A 17,812-nucleotide genomic window follows, 5' to 3' on the forward strand; every position below is an offset into this window, starting at 1 on the left:
CCGGCCCGCCCGCTCCAGTAGCACCCCAGTCCGCCCCCGGCCCCGTATCCGATCCGTGTCCGATCCGCCGGGCTCCGCCCACGCGCGGGGACGCGCCTCCCCGTAAGGTGTCCGCAGGGGCTGTCCGCCCCACTCTGATCAGCCGCTCCAGCGCCGAAGCGGCGTCCCCCGCCGTACGAGGAGCCGCACCGCCATGTCCGAGAACTCCGCCTACCCCGTCGGGCTGCGTCTGACCGGCCGGCGCGTCGTCGTCCTCGGCGGCGGCCAGGTCGCACAGCGCCGACTCCCGGCGCTCATCGCGGCGGGCGCGGACATCACTCTCGTATCGACGTCGGCGACCCCCTCCGTCGAGGCCATGGCCGACACCGGCGAGATCCGCTGGGAGCGCCGCCGCTACCAGGACGGCGACCTCGCCGACGCCTGGTACGCGCTCATCGCCACCGACGACCCTGCCGCGAACACCGCCGCCTCCGCCGAGGCCGAGGCCCGCCGCGTGTGGTGCGTACGCAGCGACGACGCCGAGGCGGCCACCGCCTGGACCCCGGCGACGGGGCGCAGCGAGGGAGTGACCGTCGCCGTCCTCACCGGCCGTGACCCGCGCCGCTCCGCCGCCGTGCGCGACGCGATCGTCGAGGGCCTGCGCGATGGCACCCTGGCCGCCCCGCACCACCGCACGCGTCCGCATCACTCGGTGCCCGGGGGGACCCCGATGCCCGGCGTCGCGCTCGTCGGCGGCGGCCCCGGAGACCCGGACCTGATCACGGTGCGTGGCCGTCGGCTGCTGGCCGAGGCGGATGTGGTGATCGCCGACCGGCTCGGCCCGCGCGACCTGCTGGACGAACTCCCGCCGCACGTCGAGGTCATCGATGCCGCGAAGATCCCGTACGGCAGGTTCATGGCCCAGGAGGCCATCAACCAGGCACTGATCGAGCACGCCAAGGCGGGCAAGGCGGTCGTACGTCTCAAGGGCGGCGACCCGTTCGTGTTCGGGCGTGGCATGGAGGAGGCGGAGGCACTGGCGGAGGCGGGCATTCCGTGCACGGTGGTGCCCGGCATCTCCAGCTCCATCAGCGTCCCCGGCGCGGCGGGCATACCGGTCACGCACCGCGGTGTGGCGCATGAGTTCACGGTCGTCAGCGGGCACGTGGCCCCCGAGGACCCCCGCTCACTCGTCGACTGGGCGGCGCTCGCCCGCCTGCGCGGCACCCTGGTGCTGATGATGGCGGTCGAGCGGATCGGCGACATCGCCGCCGCTCTGGTCGCCCACGGCCGCTCCGCCGACACGCCCGTGGCCATCGTCCAGGAGGGCACCACCGCCGCGCAGCGCCGTGTCGACGCCACGCTCGGCACCGTGGCGGAACGGGCGGCGGCCGAGGGCGTACGGCCTCCGGCGGTCATCGTCATCGGCGAGGTCGTCACCGTAGGACCGGCGCGACCCGAGACGTCCGGCGAGCAGTGACCGGGTCCCGTAACCGCGCCCCCGTGCCGCCGGCGTAGCCCCGAAGACAGGGGTTACGGGCCACAGGGCAGGCGCCCCCCCGCACAGCGACCAGCACGCGCCAGGGCGCCCAGAACATACGAGAACGTACGGGAACGTACGCGCTAGTACGTAGGCAGCAGAACGCTCAGGACCCAGCACGCACCCGGTCCAGGACAAGAAGGCAGCTATCACCTCGTGGCCGAACTCATCACCATCGACGATCCTGACGACCCCCGGCTCGGCGACTACACCGGGCTGACCGACGTCGAGCTGCGCCGCAGGCGCGAACCGGCCGAGGGCCTGTTCATCGCCGAAGGCGAGAAGGTCATCCGGCGGGCCAGGCAGGCGGGCTACGCGATGCGCTCGATGCTGCTCTCGGCGAAATGGGTCGACGTGATGCGCGACGTGATCGACGAGGTCCCGGCGCCCGTGTACGCCGTCGATCCGGCGCTGGCCGAGCGGGTCACCGGCTACCACGTGCACCGCGGCGCCCTGGCCTCCATGGCGCGCAAGCCGCTGCCGTCGGCCGGTGACGTGCTCCGCACGGCCCACCGCATCGTCGTCCTCGAAGCCGTCAACGACCACACCAACATCGGGGCCGTGTTCCGCAGCGCGGCGGCTCTCGGCATGGACGCGGTCCTGCTCTCCCCGGACTGCGCCGACCCGCTGTACCGACGCTCCGTCAAGGTGTCGATGGGCGCGGTGTTCGCCGTGCCGTACGCCCGGCTGGCGAGCTGGCCGCGCGACCTGGCCGAGGTGCGCGAGGCGGGGTTCACCCTGCTCGCGCTCACCCCGGACGAGCAGGCGACGTCGATCGATGAGGCGGCACCGCACCGCCTGGACCGGGCGGCGCTGATGCTGGGCGCCGAGGGCGACGGCCTGACCCGGCACGCGCTGGCCGCCGCCGACACCTGGGTGCGCATCCCGATGGCGCACGGTGTGGACTCGCTGAACGTCGGCGCGGCGGCCGCTGTCGCCTTCTACGCCGTGGCCACGGGCCGTCCCGGCGCCTGACCCGCCCCTCCGCTCACCCGCGCTACGGGGCGCGCGCCGGGGAGGCGAGCGGAAGCCGTCACGGTCCGACGGCACCCGACGGTACCGCTACCGGGCCGGAGCGCCACCGTCCGCGCCAGGCCCCGCCGTAACGGCTCCGCTGCCGTCACCGCCGGCAGCGCCGGTACCGCTGTGGGCGCTGTCGCCGCCGTCGTACGGTGACGACGGAGCGGGGCTGACGGCGCCGAGCCCGTTCGCCGGGCCTTGACAGCCCTGGGCTGCGGCGATGCCGAGAGCGACCAGCAGCGTCACCACAACAAAAACGATAAGTCGCTGCCGCATCATGCGGCGGTTCGCCCCGGCGGACCGCCGTCCTGTGGGGGTGTTACGCCCGGAAGGCCGCGAGTCGCCGCGCGAGCGGGGGCGCATGGGAGTGCGGCCGCCCGGCCCCCGGCCCGTAGCACGCTGTCCGCTGCCGCCGTTCCCCGTACGCGCCGCGCCGCCGCTTCCCGTGCGCGCCGCGGAACCACCCCCTGTACGGGCCGCGGGGCCGCCTCCAGGGCGAGCCGGGGAGCCGGTGCGCGCGCCGCCCGCGCCCTGTCCGGTGCGTGCGCCCTGCCCGGTGCGCGCGCCGGAGCCGCGTGAGGCGGGGCCGCGCGGCGCGTCACCGCGCGCCGAAGGCCCACGGGGCGCCGGGGCGGCGCCGAAGCGCTGTTCCGTGTGCTGCTGCGCGTACTCCTCGGCGGCCCGGCCGCTGGGCCGCTCGCCGCGCTGACGCGCGCCCTCTGTCGGCTGGGCCGCTCGGGCACCGGGCAGACCGTGTGCCTCGCGGGCGGCGATCTCCTTGAGCCGCAGCGACAGTTGCAGGGTACTCGGCCGGTCCTCGGGGTCCTTCGCGAGGCAGGCGTGCAGCAGGGGCGCGAGCGCGTCGGGCACACCGAGCAGTTGCGGCTCCTCGTGCACCACGCGGTACAGCATCACCTCCGAACTTCCCTGCCCGAAGGGGGAGTCAGCGGTGGAGGAGTAGGCCAGCGTCGCGCCCAGTGCGAAGACATCCGTCGCCGGGGTCACCGCGGCGCCCCGCACCTGCTCGGGGGCGAGGAATCCGGGGGAGCCGACCGCCGTGCCGACGTGGGTGAGCGTGCTCGCTCCGGTCGCCCAGGCGATGCCGAAGTCGATGATGCGCGGGCCCTTGGGAGAGAGCAGGATGTTCGACGGCTTCAGGTCCCGGTGCACGACGCCCGCGTCATGCACGGCCAGCAGGCCCTCGGACAGGGCCGCACCGATCGAGGCCACCTGGGCGGCGGGCAACGGCCCGTCCTCGCCGACCTTGTCGTGCAGTGAGGGCCCCGGCACGTACTGCGTGGCGAACCACGGCCGCTCGGCTTCCAGGTCGGCGGCCACCAGCCGCGCCGTACAGCCCCCGCGAATGCGCCGGGCGGCCGACACCTCACGCGCGAACCGGGACCGGAACTCCTGGTCCTCGGCCAGGTCAGGGCGGATCACCTTCAGCGCGACCCGCTGCCCGCGCCGGTCGGAACCCAGGTAGACCACGCCCATGCCGCCCGCGCCCAGCCGCCGGTGGAGCCGGAACGAGCCGACGACACGCGGGTCCTCGCGCCGGAGCCGCATCATCGCCATGTCCGTCCCCTACCTCCGGTGGGGAGGCCCCACTCCGCTGCCCGTCTGACGAGCCACAGCTTACGGATTGACGGGCGGGTGTGCTGATAGGCCGCGCATGCGTCGGCAGACGGATTGTCAGCACCGGTCGTCGCGCCGCGAAACGAAGTCGCGCGCGGCGGGCCGCACCGCACCGCCGAAGCGCGGTTTCCCAAGGTGGCGCCTTCACAGGGTGATTGGGCGCATCGGGGGAGATCACGCGGGCACCGGGGCCGACTCGGCGGACGGTGTACGCGCGCACGGCGGGGCGGCGGGCGGGGCGGGGTGCCGGGCGCGCGGGGCGGTGTGCGGGGAAGGGGGCGAAGTGAGCGATGTCACCCGGGGGTGTCGCCGGCGCCCCTGGGCTGGTCACCTTCCCGTGGCACCAGGCGAAGCCCGTGGGGCCGGTGCCACCGGGGGGCAGCGACGGGCCCGCGCCGTGCGCCGCACGGCCGGTGCCGCAGCCCTGGACTGGTCGGCCGCGCCCTCCCGGCACCGGCGCCCCGGAGCCCCGTCTCAGGGAAGACCCCCAGTCCCGGGGCCAGGTCTCCAACCAGGGGAGTACTGCGTACCCCCCTGGGTCATCCTCCGGGAGGCCCGGAAGTCGGTACGAGGGCATGACGTCCGGCACCCCCGACGAACCTAAAGTTGAAGTCAAGCGGCGAGCGCAGCACTCGTCCCCCGAGGTCAGACGCTCGCCGCTGCATACATACAGATCAGACACGACAGAGGAGGGACGATGGCGGTCATCGCAGGACGCACGGTCATCCGAGCGCAGGGGCACCGTGTCGCCGAAGCGTTCGGCGCCCCGCGCTCCGGCACCCGCCGCCATCCCCTGGTGGCCGCAGCCATGGTGCTGCCGATCGCCGCCCTCCTCGCCGTCGTGTTCGGCGGCTGGGAAGCCGTCGTCACACAAGCGTCGTCCGTGGCCGGAATGCTGGAGCGCTAGTCGCTCCGGGCCCGGGAGAGCGGCCCGGGCCGGGGACTTCCGGCCATAAAACCCCGTGGGGACGGGGGTGCGGCGGACGGCACGAATGCCCGGACAGCCGGGGAGCTGTGGCGGTAAACACTCGCCACAGGATCACCCGCCTGACCTGCGAAAGCAGGTTCGGCGGTGGCTGTCCAGGCAGATTGGGGCCTTGTGCTCTCCATGGGGATGGAGAGCACAGGGCCCCTTGTGCTTTCAGTCGCCGGGTGTTGAAACGTTCATAGGTGAATCCGCCTTGCGATACGCAGCGCGCCCCCGGCGGTGTCCTTGAGTTCTAGTGGTCGTTGCAACACCCCAGTTCAGGGGATGCGATGGACTTCGAGATCCGGGAGGACCGGACTGGGAGAGGGCGCCGGCTGACGCGTGAGCGGGAGGCATACTTCCAGCTCATGCGCCAGGGCTACAGCAGCGGGGGCGACGCTTCACCGGCCGGGTTCCTGAGTGATCAGGCCCGCTGTACGCGCGCACGCCGGGTGAGCGTTGAGGCGGCGGGGCGGTGGCTCGCCGGGGTGGCATGGGCGGATCGCGGTTACCGCTTCGTCGTGTTCCACGGCCCGGTCACAGACCTTGCACTGAAGCGCTAAGGCGTCGAGCCCGTGTACGGACATGACGGCGGGAGCCAGCACGCTGGAGAGCAGGTAGGGGCTGATGAGGTAGCGGCCCGACCAGGTGTCGGGCATGCGCCAGTGCGGGCCCCACCCCGTGCGTCGGTGGGCAGGGGGAACGCCCACGTAATGGACGCTGGTCCCCTCAGTCAGCAGCGTGACGTGTCGATGAAGGCGGTCCCATTCCACGAACGGTGCCAGGGGAGCGACGCGAGGAGGCATCAGCCAGTAGACCGATTCGGTGTTCGGATCGATGATCGACGCGGCGTTGCCCTCACCGTCGAGGATCTGTAACGCCCACTCGGCAACGGCCGTACAGGTGCGTGCGGCGTCCCACTGGTGGCCTGCGGGGATCATCATCACGTCGTCACACGGCGGCGGGAACCAGTCGAGAAGCATGGTCGTCATGAGGCCGACTTGTTCCGGTTCTTCTGCCGCACCGCGCTGACGGCGTCGAGCAACCGGTCGATGTCGGTCAACAGCCTCTCCGGGCTGGGCTTCACGCGCCAAAACGTCGTGTGCTCGCGCCCCATACCGGGGACGAACATCATGGTGCCGTCATCGCCGGACAGCTCGACCTCTGGCGGTAGTTGGCGCCCATCGGCGGAGCGACGTTCGATCAGCCAGCACAGATGCCGGGCCAACTCGTCATCGATGACCGCGCCGGACTCTTCCCCCAGTTCCGCCAAGACGCGCTTGCCGCGCCACGTGGCCATGGTGATGGCGTGCCAGCCGTGTTTGCCGATGGATGTCCAGTTCACGCCCCTGCCGTCGGGAATCCAGTCGTACGGGGCGGCGGGGGTGGCTTCGGTGGGCATGGCACGGCCTCCAGCGTCATCGGCGATCGCTCGGTGATGGTGACGCTAGGTGCCCACGTGGCTACGTGACAGGTCTTGCGCTGACCACCTCGGTGATCCCCTGCGTAGCGGGTGGGACGTGGTGTCCTACCTCGCTACAGAGTGGGATCGACCCCGAGACGAGCCGCCAATGCGCGCAGGTGCCCGTTGCGCCGCCGCTCACGTTTCAACATCTCCCGCACCGTCGCCGCTGCGTGCATCTGGTACGTGATCCATTCAGGTTGCGCCTCCTCGACAGAGAGAAGTGTTTCGAGGGCACTCTCTGAGTCCCCCACCTGGTATTGAGCTTGGGCCACATCCAGGTGGTGAGACGCGGCATGCACCGGGCGAGAAATGGAGTCCGGTGCCACACGTGTCGCTATGGCGAGGGCTTCATCGGGTCGGCTTTCCTCGCCAGCCAGCGCGACATTGACCATTTGCGTACGCACGTCATGCAAGCCGAAAGCGGTCCCGTAGGCGCGCACGGGCCCAGAACGAGTGGCCGCAGATTCGGCCAGGTTCAGAAGGTCATCTGCTCGGTCGCGTCTATTCAGGCGGGCCGCCGGAGTCGCCGCCGCTAGGAGTAGATTTCCGTATACGGCGAATTGGTTCTTCGTGCCTTTGCTGAACGAGGGCTCAAGTGTGTTCGCTTTGCGCTCGGCGATCCTTTGAGCCTCATCCCATCGCCCCTGCCGCAGCAGGACCCATGACAGAGTTGAAATCCCCATGCCTTCCATGAGGGGATCACTCGCCCGTTGAGCCGCGTTCAACTGGTGTGTCACCGCGTCGAAAGCCCAATCTGTATGGCCAGCCTGAGTGGCCAGCGACGCGGCGAGTTGGTAGGCCAGGGCGAGTTGCCGCCATACGTCCTCGGCGGGTCCGCTTGCTGCCCGAGCGACAGCCTTGCCTTCGAGTAGCAACAGGGGCAAGCTGCCCGCGAGTTCGCTGTACTGGCCCTCCCAATACTTCGTTGTCGCCTCTCGAACGGACTGTAGCCATTCACTGGCCGCAGGCGGCTCGGCCTCGATCTCTTCGGGCAGTACCCCCGGCAGATCGCTGATGTCGTGAATCGCGTCGTGCAAGGCCAGCAAGCCGCCATCTTCTGGTTGGCGTTGTGTCACGGTGGGCTGTCCCACTAGTCGTTCAAGTTCTGCGTCGAGAGCGCGCGCGAGTGACCGTAACGTGGCGAGCTGGGCCGACTGCCGTTGACCTTGTTCGAGTTTGCGAATAGTCGCAACGCTTACCCCCGCTTTAGCGGCTAGCTCCTCCTGGGTCAGATCGCGAAATTCGCGCAGTCGTTGGATCTTCCGGCCGATGCTGTGGTTCGACATGTGGCGCACTCCTGAAAGAAGGGCTCAAGGGCACGGTACCCCCGTCACCGTGTGGCGAGGGTCCACGCGGACAGCACCAAGCCGAGCACGCTTATCACGGCGGCGAGGCTCGGCAGAGCAACCCGTCCCCCGCGTACGATCCGCCCGCATACGATCCGGGCATCGGTTCCGCGCGGGCGGAACCCGGCGCGGATGTCGCCTCGCGGGCCACGGCCCGGGGGACGGCGCTGCCGGCACCGGTCAGCAGGGTCGCCGCAGGACCGCGCGCAGCTTACAGACGGACACGGGGGACCCATGAACACCGAACGCCCGGCGAACTCCGCGCTCGCCGACGGCGACGAGTCCGCCGTGCCACGCGGTGAGCTCGTCGACGAGCTCGGGTCGTATGCCCGGTCATCCGTGAGCCGCCTGAACCTCACATGGCGCGGCGCCCGGCGGCCGTGTCCGCATCCCGTCGCGTGCGGGTGCGCTGGGGGCACCGGCGAGGCGGTCGTTCTGGCGGACCGGCCGGACGGCACGGTCGTACGGGTCGGGGCGGTGGTCTCCAAGGCGCACGCCGCCGACACCGATCCATCTGAACTGGCCGTCCGGCTTCGGGTCGCGGCGCATCCCCGGCTCAGCTCTGTGCTCCTGCCTCCACTGCCGTCGGCCGCGCCGCCGGGCCCCAGGTCTTCGGGGGATTCCCCAGCCCAGCGGCCCGGGCACGGGTTGCTGGCGCCGTTGCGTGATGGGCGGCTTGTCAGCCTCTGGCCGTACGGGGAGCCTCTTTCTCCCGATGAGCGGGGCGCCGTGCCGTGGGAGGCCGTTGGCGGGTTGCTCGCGCGGCTGCATGGCGTGGCGCTCGCCGGGCTTCCGGGGCCGCTTCCGGCCATGCGGGGGCCCGCCAAGGTGGGCGGGGCTCTCGCCCGGCTGTCGGCGGCGCCGGGCTCCGTGGTGCGTACCGCCGCCGCGCGCTCCGTGCTACGGGCGGCGCGTGCGCTCCCCGCTTGGGCGCGCGGTGAGACTGAGGCGCCCCATGCGACCGCCCTGTGCCACGGGGATCTGCATCTGGGGCAGTTGGTCAGGCGCTCCGCGCCTGTGGGCGGTCAGGAGCATGCGGCCGACCGTCCGGCGGCCTCCGGCGGTGGCGACTGGTTGCTGATAGACGTCGACGACCTCGGGCTTGGCAATCCGGCGTGGGACTTGGCACGTCCCGCCGCCTGGTACGCCGCCGGGCTGCTCGACCCCGAGGAGTGGGCCCGCTTCCTGGGGGCTTACCGGGCGGCGGGCGGCCGGGGCGCCGGCCCCGGTGCCGGAGCCGCCAGTGACCCGTGGCCCTGGCTTGATGTGCCCGCTCGCGCGCTGACCGTGCAGAGCGCGGCGCTCGCCGTCGTCAAGGCCGCCGCCGCGGGGCGGGAGCTGGACGAGGCGGAAGCGGCCATGGCCGATGCCTGTGCCCGGATCGGAGCGCTTCCGGCGGCAGCGGGGGGCGAAGCGCACGCCGTAGGGTGAACTCCTCGCCGCCGGATGCCGTTCCGGTGGTGCTGATGCCCCCTGGCTGAGGAGTTGAGCGGATCATGCAGTGTCCCAAGTGTCATGCGCCGATGCATACGTACAACCGCAACGGTGTGCAGATCGAGCAGTGCAGTGGCTGCCGGGGGATCTTTCTGGACTACGGGGAGCTTGAGTCGCTGACCCAGCTGGAGACGCAGTGGTCCCAGCAGGCCCCGCCGCCCCCGCAGGCCTACCCGGCGGCCCCGGCTGCGCCGCACGCCTACCCAGCGGCACCGGCTCCGCCGCAGGCGTACCCGGCGGCACCCGCCTGGGGAGCGCCTCACCAGGGACACCACGGGCACCAGGGGCATCACGGCCACCACAAGCACAAGGACCGCGGCTTGGGGCACATGCTCTTCTCGTCCTGACCTTTCTGATCTTCCTGAGCGGCGTGCCGGGCGCGCTCCCGAGTGTGCTCGCCGCCCGCCGCGGGGACGACGAAACGGCCGAGGGCCGGAGCATGAAGCTCCGGCCCTCGGCCGTTTTCCGTGTGGACGATACTGGGATTGAACCAGTGACCTCTTCCGTGTCAGGGAAGCGCTCTCCCGCTGAGCTAATCGTCCGGGATGTCGCGTGAAACCGCGTGCGCGATACTGGGATTGAACCAGTGACCTCTTCCGTGTCAGGGAAGCGCTCTCCCGCTGAGCTAATCGCGCGGGCCGCCGCCCTCGGAGGGGCGGTGGGTCGTACAGGTGGTGCGTGGGTCCGAAAGACCCGGTGGACGATACTGGGATTGAACCAGTGACCTCTTCCGTGTCAGGGAAGCGCTCTCCCGCTGAGCTAATCGTCCGAGGTGGAGACGGGATTTGAACCCGTGTAGACGGCTTTGCAGGCCGTTGCCTCGCCTCTCGGCCACTCCACCAGGAGCGAAGGATCAGATCCTTCACATCGAGCGGACGACGAGATTCGAACTCGCGACCCTCACCTTGGCAAGGTGATGCTCTACCAACTGAGCCACGTCCGCAGTTGTCGTTGTCCAGAACGCTTACGTGTCCCGGCGACGTGTTGAACTCTAGCGGATTCCTCGGCCAGCTCAAATTCCGTTTGCGCAGCGTGCTGCGCTGCTCACCGCCCCAGGGCGGCCGGATCGAGGCCGCCATAGACTCGCAACCGTGTACGACCTGTCGCCCATGGCCCGCTTTGGCGGGCTCGTCGCCGCTGACCTGCGCGACGTCACCAGTGATCCGGCCGCCCTCGACTCGACGGGGTTCTGGGCGGTGGTCGCTGACTTCGAGGGGCGGCTGACCTGCGCTCGCTTCGGCGACGTACGGCCGGCCCCGGTGCCGCCCCCGGTGCCGGGCGCCTGGCAGGGCCCGGCGGCGAGCGAGTGGACCTCCTCGCTCGGCCATGACGCCTACGTCGCCGGGGTCCGGCGGATCAAGGAGCACATCGCCGCGGGCGAGGTCTACCAGGCCAACCTGTGCCGGGTGCTGTCCGCGCCGCTCGCGGAGCCGGCGGGCGGCGCGCCCGCTGACGTTGACGCGCTGACCGCGCTGCTGGCGCGGGGCAACCCCGCCCCGTACGCCGGTACGGTCCGGCTGCCCGCCCATGGGGTCGAGGTGGCCACCGCCTCGCCCGAACTGTTCCTGCGCCGCTCCGGGCGGGTCATCGAGTCCGGGCCGATCAAGGGAACCGGACGGGTCGCCGCCGACCTGCTGGACAAGGACCACGCCGAGAACGTGATGATCGTGGACCTGGTCCGCAACGACCTCGGCCGGGTGTGCGCCACCGGCTCGGTGACGGTCCCCGCGCTCTGCGAGGTCGAGCCGCACCCCGGACTCGTCCACCTCGTCTCCACGGTGCGCGGAGAACTGGCCGACGGCGCGGGCTGGCCCGAACTGTTCGCGGCCGCCTTCCCGCCCGGCTCGGTCACCGGGGCCCCGAAGTCCAGCGCGCTGCGGATCATCGACGCGCTGGAGACGGCGCGGCGCGGCCCGTACTGCGGGGGAGTGGGCTGGGTGGACGCCGACCGCAGGACCGGCGAACTGGCCGTCGGCATCCGCACCTTCTGGGTCGACCGGGCCCCCGCCGACCCGCCGCCGCGACTGGCCGGCGCGCCACTGCTGCGCTTCGGGACCGGCGCCGGGATCACCTGGGGCTCCGACCCCGAACGAGAATGGCGCGAGACCGAGCTGAAGGCCGCCCGGCTGCTCGGGGTAGCGTCGGGAACACAGCAGGCGACTGGAGGGACGACACGGTGACGATCTGGCTCGATGGAACACTGCGGGACGAGGCCGAAGCGCGCGTCTCCGTCTTCGATCACGGGCTGACGGTCGGCGACGGCGTCTTCGAAACGCTCAAGGCGGTCGAGGGCAGGCCCTTCGCCCTGACCCGCCACCTGATCAGGCTCGCCGACTCCGCGCGCGGCCTGGGACTGCCCGAGCCCGACCTCGACGAGGTGCGCCTGGCGTGCGCCGCCGTCCTGGAGGCCAACCCGATGCCGCTCGGACGGCTGCGGATCACCTATACCGGCGGGCTCTCACCGCTCGGCTCCGACCGGGGCGAGGCGGGCCAGACGCTGGTCGTCGCTGTCGGCCCGGTCACCCGCAGGCCCGACACCACCGCCGTCGTCACCGTGCCCTGGACGCGTAACGAGCGCGGCGCGCTGACCGGCCTGAAGACCACGTCGTACGCGGAGAACGTCGTCGCCCTCAGCCGCGCCCGGCAGCGCGGCGCCTCGGAGGCGCTGTTCGCCAACACGGTCGGCCAGCTGTGCGAGGGCACGGGCTCCAACGTGTTCGTCGTGCTGGACGGGGAACTGCACACCCCGCCCGTCGCCTCCGGCTGCCTGGCGGGCATCACGCGGGCCCTCGTCGCCGAGTGGGCGGGCGCCAAGGAGACCGACCTGCCGATCGAGGCCCTCGACGAGGCCGAGGAGATCTTCCTGACCTCCACGCTCCGCGACGTCCAGGGCGTGCACCACGTCGGCGGCTGCGAGGGTGCGGGCAGGGCGCTGCCGACGGCGCCTGGGCCGGTCACCGCGGAGGCGCTGCGGATCTTCGCGCGGCGCTCGGCCGCCGACCCCGACCCGCGTTAGGACCGACCGGCGGACCGGGGCGCGTACGCCGCGCGGCGCGTCGGAAGCGGGCAGGGCGGTCCGTACCGGGAAAACCCCGTGACGGGCGGGCGTGTGACCGGTACAACACCATCGTGACCACCACCCTGCGGCCGACCGCACCCCTTGAGCACAGCGAGGACGGCGGGCGTTCGCGCTCGTACGACATCTGCGTCAACAGCCGCCCTGTCGGGGCGGTCCAGCTCGGTACGAGCGCGAAGTTCGGCAGGTCCGTCGGAGAGATCCGGAACCTGGACATCGACGAGCGTGACCGGCATCGCGGCCGGGGCACGGTCGCCGCGCTCGCCGCTGAGGAGGTGCTGCGCGGATGGGGCTGTGCCCGCGTGCAGGTCTCCGTCCCGGCGGGGGCCGACGCCGCGCGGGGGCTGGCGGCCGCGCTCGGCTACACCGAGCGCGGCCGCATCATGGTCAAGCCGCTGACCGAGGCGCCGGAGCTGCCACCGGGCAGCGTCGACCGGCCGCTGAGCGAGGCGGAGTACCCGGCGTGGCTGGAGCAGGAGCGAGCGGACTACATCCAGAGCTGGCGGGAGCGCGGGACAAGCGAGGAGCAGGCCATCGCCAAGGCCGACGCCGACTACCGCGACCACCTGCCCCAGGGGTGCGCGTCGCCTGACGCCCGGCTGCGGGTCCTCACCCACGACGGCACGGACCGGGGCATGCTGTGGCTGGCCGTCAACGGTGACTTCGGCGACGGCGCCGAGGCCTACGTCTTCAACGTCGGGGTCGCGCCGGAACACCGGGGGCAGGGCCACGGCCGCACCCTGATGCTGATCGCCGAGCGGCACAGCGTGGCGGCCGGGGCACGCGCGCTGGGGCTGCACGTCTTCGCGGGCAACACCCGGGCGCAGCGGCTGTACGAGTCCCTCGGCTACCGGGCCACGCGGCTGCACCTGGGCAAGGACCTACTGTAACGGGACGTCCTGTGACGTTCTGTAATGACCTTCCGTAACGGGCCGCGCCACCGGAGCGGTGCCGGGGGGCTACTGGCGGCCGGGCTCGGCCAGCAACCGGTCGGCGATGCTCTCGACGCGCTCCCGCAGACCCTCCTGGCTCTTGCCGCCGTCGAGCCGTTCGCCGCCGATCTCGTACGTCGGGGTGCCGGTGACGCCGATCGCCTTGCCCTCGGCCTGGTCGGCGTCGACGGCCAGCAGATGCCTGCCGTCGATCAGCGCGGTGTCGATCTCCTCGGCGTCCAGGCCGAGCCCGGTCGCCACCTCAAGGAGCAGCGGCACTCCGCGCCCGGCCAGTTCGCCCACCCGCTCCAGGACGGCCTCGACGTAGGGCCAGCCCTGCCCTTGCTCGGCGGCCTCCTCGGCGGCCTGCGCCGCCGCGTACGCGTGCTTGTGCTTCTCCAGCGGGAAGTGCCGCAGCCGGATGTCCAGCGAATCCCCGTAGCGGGCGCGCAGCGCCCGCACGTCGGCGAGCGCCGTGTGGCAGTCGGGGCACTGGAGCTCGCACCACACGTCCAGTACGGCGCGGGCGGGCGCGGCGGTGTCGCCGGGAAGAGGGTCAGTTGCGCTCATAGGAGCAGTCTTCCAGCTCCGGCGGCCGACCTCGTACGGGGACCTGGTGGGAAACGGGCGCGGCACCTGCGCGCGGATGACCCCCACTGGGACCTGCGGAGGACGCGTTCCCCCGACTTCTCCCGGATATATCGCCGACAGGGCGCCCGATCGTGGCTCTCCGGCGTCGCGGCGGTGCACGATGGAGGGAACAACACCCCATCGGCAGGAGGACCGGATGCTGACCTCGACGCTGTGCGCGGCACTGTCGGCGGCGGGGCTGGGCATCGCCGCCATGACGGCGTACCGCAAGCGATTCCTGGCGGCGACCAGGATCGCCGCCTACTCGCTCCTGCCGCTGGGTCTGGCCATGACGGGCATAGCCGACTGGGTCACCGACCTGGTCCTCAAGCCCACCGTGTGGCTCGGCTTCGGCGTACTCGCCGTCTCCGCCCTGCTCTTCATGGTGGCCCGGGCGGTCGAGGGCCGCTCGGAGGGCGGCACCCGCAAGGAGCGCCGCGCGGCCGCCGCCGCGCAGCGGGCCGCACTGGCCCCGGACGCCTCGGCGCCGTCCCTGGGTCCCGCCCGCGCTCCGCAGCGGCAGCCCAAGCGGAAGACCACGGCTGCCGGAGCCACGGAAGACTTCAGCGATATCGAAGCGATCTTGAAAAAGCACGGAATCTGACGAACTGGCCGCTGCGGCGGGCATGTTGGTCGGCGTATGGGGTGCGGCTACGGGATCATCGGGCATCGATGCCGCACTCACCCGGGGAACGCACCCCCGCACCAGCACATGAAGAGCCGCGCGGATGCCTGTTCGCGCTGTCCCAGCCGCCGTTGATGCTCTTCCTCAGCGTGATCGCCGCACTTCTGCTGCTCGCAGCCCTGCACGACCTGTACCCGTGGTGAGCCACCGGGCCCCCGGCCGCGTGCGGAGGCGGGGGTGGTCAGACCTCGGCCTCCTTGCGCCTGGCGCGATAGGCGGCCACGTGGAGCCGGTTCCCGCAGGTGCGGCTGTCGCAGTAGCGGCGCGAGCGGTTACGGGAGAGATCGATGAACGCGCGTCGGCAGTCCGGCGCCTCACAGCGCCGCAGCCGCTCCCGCTCGCCCGCGACCAGCAAGAACGCCAGGGCCATGCCGCCGTCAGCGGCGAGGTGGTCGGCGATGGAGGCGCCGGGGGCGAAGTAGTGCACGTGCCAGTCGTAGCCGTCGTGGTCGGTGAGGCGCGGCGTGGTGCCCGCCGCGGCGACCATCGCGTTCAGCAGTTCGGCGGCGCCCAGGGTGTCGGTGGCGGCGAAGACCTCGACGAAGCGCGCACGGGTGGCCCGCACGGCCGTCAGGTCGCGCTCACCCAGCTTCCCGACGTCACTGATGGCGTTACGGCTGACGAAGTCGGCGAGCGCGGCGACGTCCGCGAGGCCGTCGGGGTCCGCGCCGTCCGGCATGGTGTTCACCAGATCGACGACGGCGTCGAGCGCGCACCGGGTGTCGTGGTTGATCAGCACGATTCGCTCCTGGCCGGCTGGGTCGGCGGCTGCCCTTGGATCTGGCCGACTCTAGCGGCTGGGAGCGACGGCGGTGCCGTCGCCGCGGGCTCAGCCGTGGCGACGGCACCGCCGTCTGCCCTATGCGGTTGTCGTTCGCCGCTGTTTTGCCGGCAGTCCTCCCCGAGTCGGACGGCCGTGCGCGGGCGTGAGCCAGCGGTCGCGGTGGATGGCCGCGAGCGCCTAGCTCGTCAGGGGCCTCAGCTCTCGGCCAGGATGTGTGAGAGCTCCGTGTCGAGATCGAAATGCCGGTGTTCGGTTCCTGGTGGCACGGCGGCGTCCGTCCGCTTCAGGAAGGACTCCAGAGCCCGCGCCGGGGCTTCGAGCAGTGCCTCACCTTCCGGGGAGCTCAGCGCGATACAGACGACGCCCTGACCGTGGCTGCGGGACGGCCAGACACGGACGTCGCCGGTGCCGGTGGGCCTGTGCAGGCCCTCGGCGAGCAGGTCGCGGGCGAACACCCATTCGACCGTCTCTTCGGCTCCAGTGTGGAAGGTGGCGTGCACGGCGTAGGGATCGGCCGTGTCATACCGCAGGCCCGCGGGTACAGGCAGTGAGGACTCGCTCGACACAACGAGGCGCAGGTGCAGCTCGCAGCTGACCGTGGTGTTCATAAGCGCCAGGGCCTTTCGCTCAGTGTGCGCTCGGGGATTCGCACGTCGGCGAAATCGACATGCCACCTACGGTGCCGTTGTAAACCCCTCTGCCCGTTTTGTGGGTCTTCGGGTCGCCCGCCCGGCCGAGTAGGCGTTCGCCTTAAACCGCCATTCCAGTGAAGGTGTGCGATCCGGTAGGTTGGGAGAATGAGCGCGGAGAGTAACGGACAGCAGGGCGTCGCCGCAGGGCCCGCCGTGCTGCCCGAGACGGGGGAAACCACAGTCGAGGCGGTGCTCGGTTCGCGGGCGCCGCAGTTCATCAAGAAGTCGCGGGCGCTGCACTTGAGCTGGCAGGTCGGCGTCTTCATCATCGGGCTCGCGGTCGTCGTCGCCGGCATCATCATGCTGCCGCTGCCCGGCCCCGGCTGGCTGGTGATCTTCGGTGGTATCGGCATCTGGGCGACCGAGTTCGTCTGGGCCCAGCTGGTGCTGCGCTGGACCAAGCGCAAGGTGACCGAGGCGACCCAGCGCGCCCTGGACCCGAAGGTCCGGCGACGCAACATCATCCTGACGACGATCGGCCTGGTGATCGTCGCGGCGGCCGTCGCGGTCTACCTCTGGAAGTTCGGGATCGTCATGCCGTGGAAGATCGAAGAGTGACCTGCGGCTGGTCAAAAGCACGGTCTGACATGCGCTAATGTTGGCTGTGCCGCGGGCGATTAGCTCAGTGGGAGAGCGCTTCGTTCACACCGAAGAGGTCACTGGTTCGAACCCAGTATCGCCCACGTGGTCGAGGGTGGAGTGTGTCCGCAACATACGCGGACCGCTTCGCCCTCGTTGCTTTTACGCGGCTGCGCCGCGTGAGGCGGAGGCTTCGCCACCCGCGCCCCCGTAGGTCGGCCACCGCGCGGTATACCGCCGGTCCGCCGCCGGTATATCGCGTGGCGCATACCATCGGCCACACTGGCCCCCATGGCTCACGGACTGCACCACTACCGGTTTCGCAGCGCCTGGCTGCTCGCCGCGCCGCCCGACACCGTCTACGCGGTACTTGAGCGCGCCGAGGACTACCCGTCGTGGTGGCCGCAGGTCCGCGAGATGAACCCGAGGGACGAGCGGAGCGGCACCGCGCGCTTCCGCTCACTCCTCCCGTACGACCTGACCGTGACCGCCCGCGAGACGCGTCACGACCCCGCGGCCCGGGTGCTGGAGATCGCGATGTCGGGAGACCTGCACGGCTGGGCGCGGTGGACGGTGCAGCCGCTGACGGGCGGGCCGGGCCAGGGCACGCGCGCGCTCTTCGAGCAGGAGGTCGAGCTGCGCAAGCCGCTGCTGCGGCTGCTCGCGCTGCCGTTCCGCCCCCTTCTGGTGCTCAACCACGCGCTGATGATGCGCGCGGGTCGCCGAGGGCTGCGGGCCCTGCTGGCCACCGGGCCGGCGCAGGAGAACGCGGTTTGAACAACGGTCCCCGCGACCTGTATTGTTCAGGTCGTTCGCGAGGGAAACCCACCGGACACCGGGGCGATTAGCTCAGTGGGAGAGCGCTTCGTTCACACCGAAGAGGTCACTGGTTCGAACCCAGTATCGCCCACAAGGTCGAGGGTGAAGTGTGTCCGCAACAAACGCGGACCGCTTCACCCTCGTCGTTGTTTGCGCGGCTACGCCGCGC

Annotated in this window: 19 protein-coding genes and 7 tRNA genes; 14 read left to right on the forward strand and 12 right to left on the reverse strand. The window is 71.4% G+C overall.

From position 1 onward, the window contains the following. Positions 1–193 precede the first annotated feature (193 nt). Both cobA and AC5P1B_RS06260 read left to right on the forward strand, forming a co-directional pair. Positions 194–1,459 carry a uroporphyrinogen-III C-methyltransferase gene (gene cobA / locus AC5P1B_RS06255; protein ID WP_493885491.1) on the forward strand — a complete coding sequence of 422 codons (1,266 nt, stop codon included), beginning with the start codon at positions 194–196 and terminating at the stop codon, positions 1,457–1,459. Between the two features lie 216 nt (positions 1,460–1,675). Further along, complete coding sequence (locus tag AC5P1B_RS06260; protein ID WP_493885493.1) at positions 1,676–2,494, forward strand: TrmH family RNA methyltransferase; 819 nt, start codon at positions 1,676–1,678, stop codon at positions 2,492–2,494. Between the two features lie 87 nt (positions 2,495–2,581). On the opposite strand, the gene AC5P1B_RS06265 is transcribed toward AC5P1B_RS06260, so the two are convergent. Continuing rightward, the gene (locus AC5P1B_RS06265; RefSeq protein WP_493885495.1) at positions 2,582–4,114 is read right to left on the reverse strand and encodes a serine/threonine-protein kinase; all 1,533 of its coding nucleotides are present in this window, start codon (positions 4,112–4,114) and stop codon (positions 2,582–2,584) included. A 757-nt stretch (positions 4,115–4,871) separates the two neighbouring features. On the opposite strand from AC5P1B_RS06265, the gene AC5P1B_RS06270 reads away from it, so the two are divergent. Continuing rightward, positions 4,872–5,081, forward strand: a complete 210-nt coding sequence (locus AC5P1B_RS06270) for a hypothetical protein (RefSeq protein ID WP_493885497.1) — start codon at positions 4,872–4,874, stop codon at positions 5,079–5,081. A 461-nt stretch (positions 5,082–5,542) separates the two neighbouring features. On the opposite strand, the gene AC5P1B_RS06275 is transcribed toward AC5P1B_RS06270, so the two are convergent. From AC5P1B_RS06275 to AC5P1B_RS06285, 3 genes are all read right to left on the reverse strand, one after another. Continuing rightward, on the reverse strand, positions 5,543–6,133 hold the full coding sequence (locus AC5P1B_RS06275; protein WP_493885820.1) for a hypothetical protein: 591 nt from the start codon (positions 6,131–6,133) through the stop codon (positions 5,543–5,545). Further along, the gene (locus tag AC5P1B_RS06280; protein WP_493885499.1) at positions 6,130–6,543 is read right to left on the reverse strand and encodes a hypothetical protein; all 414 of its coding nucleotides are present in this window, start codon (positions 6,541–6,543) and stop codon (positions 6,130–6,132) included. Before AC5P1B_RS06280 ends, AC5P1B_RS06275 begins: the two co-directional genes overlap by 4 nt. A gap of 134 nt (positions 6,544–6,677) precedes the next feature. Next, on the reverse strand, positions 6,678–7,892 hold the full coding sequence (locus tag AC5P1B_RS06285; RefSeq protein WP_493885501.1) for a helix-turn-helix domain-containing protein: 1,215 nt from the start codon (positions 7,890–7,892) through the stop codon (positions 6,678–6,680). A gap of 294 nt (positions 7,893–8,186) precedes the next feature. Here AC5P1B_RS06285 and AC5P1B_RS06290 point away from each other — a divergent pair, with 294 nt between their 5' ends. Then, positions 8,187–9,383, forward strand: a complete 1,197-nt coding sequence (locus AC5P1B_RS06290; RefSeq protein ID WP_493885502.1) for an aminoglycoside phosphotransferase/kinase family protein — start codon at positions 8,187–8,189, stop codon at positions 9,381–9,383. A gap of 65 nt (positions 9,384–9,448) precedes the next feature. After that, on the forward strand, positions 9,449–9,793 hold the full coding sequence (locus AC5P1B_RS06295) for a TFIIB-type zinc ribbon-containing protein (protein WP_493885504.1): 345 nt from the start codon (positions 9,449–9,451) through the stop codon (positions 9,791–9,793). A gap of 123 nt (positions 9,794–9,916) precedes the next feature. On the opposite strand, the gene AC5P1B_RS06300 is transcribed toward AC5P1B_RS06295, so the two are convergent. The 5 genes from AC5P1B_RS06300 to AC5P1B_RS06320 form a co-directional block, all read right to left on the reverse strand. Beyond that, positions 9,917–9,988 (reverse strand) — tRNA-Val (locus AC5P1B_RS06300). Positions 9,989–10,009: 21 nt separating this feature from the next. Continuing rightward, a tRNA-Val gene (locus AC5P1B_RS06305) sits at positions 10,010–10,081 on the reverse strand. Positions 10,082–10,143: 62 nt separating this feature from the next. Next, positions 10,144–10,215 (reverse strand) — tRNA-Val (locus tag AC5P1B_RS06310). Position 10,216: 1 nt separating this feature from the next. After that, positions 10,217–10,287, reverse strand: a tRNA-Cys gene (locus tag AC5P1B_RS06315). A 29-nt stretch (positions 10,288–10,316) separates the two neighbouring features. Continuing rightward, positions 10,317–10,389, reverse strand: a tRNA-Gly gene (locus AC5P1B_RS06320). A 148-nt stretch (positions 10,390–10,537) separates the two neighbouring features. Between AC5P1B_RS06320 and AC5P1B_RS06325 the strand changes: the two genes are divergently transcribed. From AC5P1B_RS06325 to AC5P1B_RS06335, 3 genes are all read left to right on the forward strand, one after another. Continuing rightward, positions 10,538–11,626: a chorismate-binding protein gene (locus tag AC5P1B_RS06325; RefSeq protein WP_493885506.1), complete on the forward strand. Its 1,089-nt coding sequence runs from the start codon at positions 10,538–10,540 to the stop codon at positions 11,624–11,626. After that, positions 11,623–12,462, forward strand: coding sequence for an aminotransferase class IV (locus AC5P1B_RS06330; protein ID WP_493885508.1), 840 nt, complete (start codon positions 11,623–11,625; stop codon positions 12,460–12,462). Before AC5P1B_RS06325 ends, AC5P1B_RS06330 begins: the two co-directional genes overlap by 4 nt. A 113-nt stretch (positions 12,463–12,575) precedes the next feature. After that, the gene (locus AC5P1B_RS06335; RefSeq protein WP_493885510.1) at positions 12,576–13,412 is read left to right on the forward strand and encodes a GNAT family N-acetyltransferase; all 837 of its coding nucleotides are present in this window, start codon (positions 12,576–12,578) and stop codon (positions 13,410–13,412) included. Between the two features lie 69 nt (positions 13,413–13,481). On the opposite strand, the gene AC5P1B_RS06340 is transcribed toward AC5P1B_RS06335, so the two are convergent. Beyond that, a complete protein-coding gene (locus tag AC5P1B_RS06340) occupies positions 13,482–14,024 on the reverse strand; it encodes a DsbA family protein (RefSeq protein ID WP_493885512.1) in 543 nt (180 codons plus the stop codon). A gap of 217 nt (positions 14,025–14,241) precedes the next feature. Between AC5P1B_RS06340 and AC5P1B_RS06345 the strand changes: the two genes are divergently transcribed. Both AC5P1B_RS06345 and AC5P1B_RS06350 read left to right on the forward strand, forming a co-directional pair. Beyond that, on the forward strand, positions 14,242–14,688 hold the full coding sequence (locus tag AC5P1B_RS06345) for a hypothetical protein (RefSeq protein ID WP_493885514.1): 447 nt from the start codon (positions 14,242–14,244) through the stop codon (positions 14,686–14,688). Between the two features lie 68 nt (positions 14,689–14,756). Continuing rightward, entirely contained in the window at positions 14,757–14,912 is a 156-nt protein-coding gene (locus tag AC5P1B_RS06350) for a hypothetical protein (RefSeq protein WP_493885516.1), read from the forward strand. A 38-nt stretch (positions 14,913–14,950) separates the two neighbouring features. Here the strand turns inward: AC5P1B_RS06350 and AC5P1B_RS06355 are convergent, their stop codons facing one another. Together AC5P1B_RS06355 and AC5P1B_RS06360 are read right to left on the reverse strand one after the other, a co-directional pair. Continuing rightward, positions 14,951–15,508 (reverse strand): CGNR zinc finger domain-containing protein, encoded by a 558-nt coding sequence (locus AC5P1B_RS06355; RefSeq protein WP_493885518.1) that lies wholly within the window; start codon positions 15,506–15,508, stop codon positions 14,951–14,953. Between the two features lie 239 nt (positions 15,509–15,747). Continuing rightward, positions 15,748–16,161: an SsgA family sporulation/cell division regulator gene (locus AC5P1B_RS06360; protein ID WP_003959770.1), complete on the reverse strand. Its 414-nt coding sequence runs from the start codon at positions 16,159–16,161 to the stop codon at positions 15,748–15,750. 189 nt (positions 16,162–16,350) lie between these two features. Between AC5P1B_RS06360 and AC5P1B_RS06365 the strand changes: the two genes are divergently transcribed. From AC5P1B_RS06365 to AC5P1B_RS06380, 4 genes are all read left to right on the forward strand, one after another. Next, entirely contained in the window at positions 16,351–16,803 is a 453-nt protein-coding gene (locus tag AC5P1B_RS06365) for a TIGR02611 family protein (protein WP_493885520.1), read from the forward strand. Positions 16,804–16,856: 53 nt separating this feature from the next. Then, positions 16,857–16,928 (forward strand) — tRNA-Val (locus AC5P1B_RS06370). A 187-nt stretch (positions 16,929–17,115) separates the two neighbouring features. Next, a complete protein-coding gene (locus AC5P1B_RS06375) occupies positions 17,116–17,601 on the forward strand; it encodes an SRPBCC family protein (protein WP_493885522.1) in 486 nt (161 codons plus the stop codon). Between the two features lie 61 nt (positions 17,602–17,662). Then, positions 17,663–17,734: transfer RNA gene (locus AC5P1B_RS06380), tRNA-Val, on the forward strand. Positions 17,735–17,812 lie beyond the last annotated feature (78 nt).

The organism is Streptomyces sp. A01 (assembly GCF_059026195.1).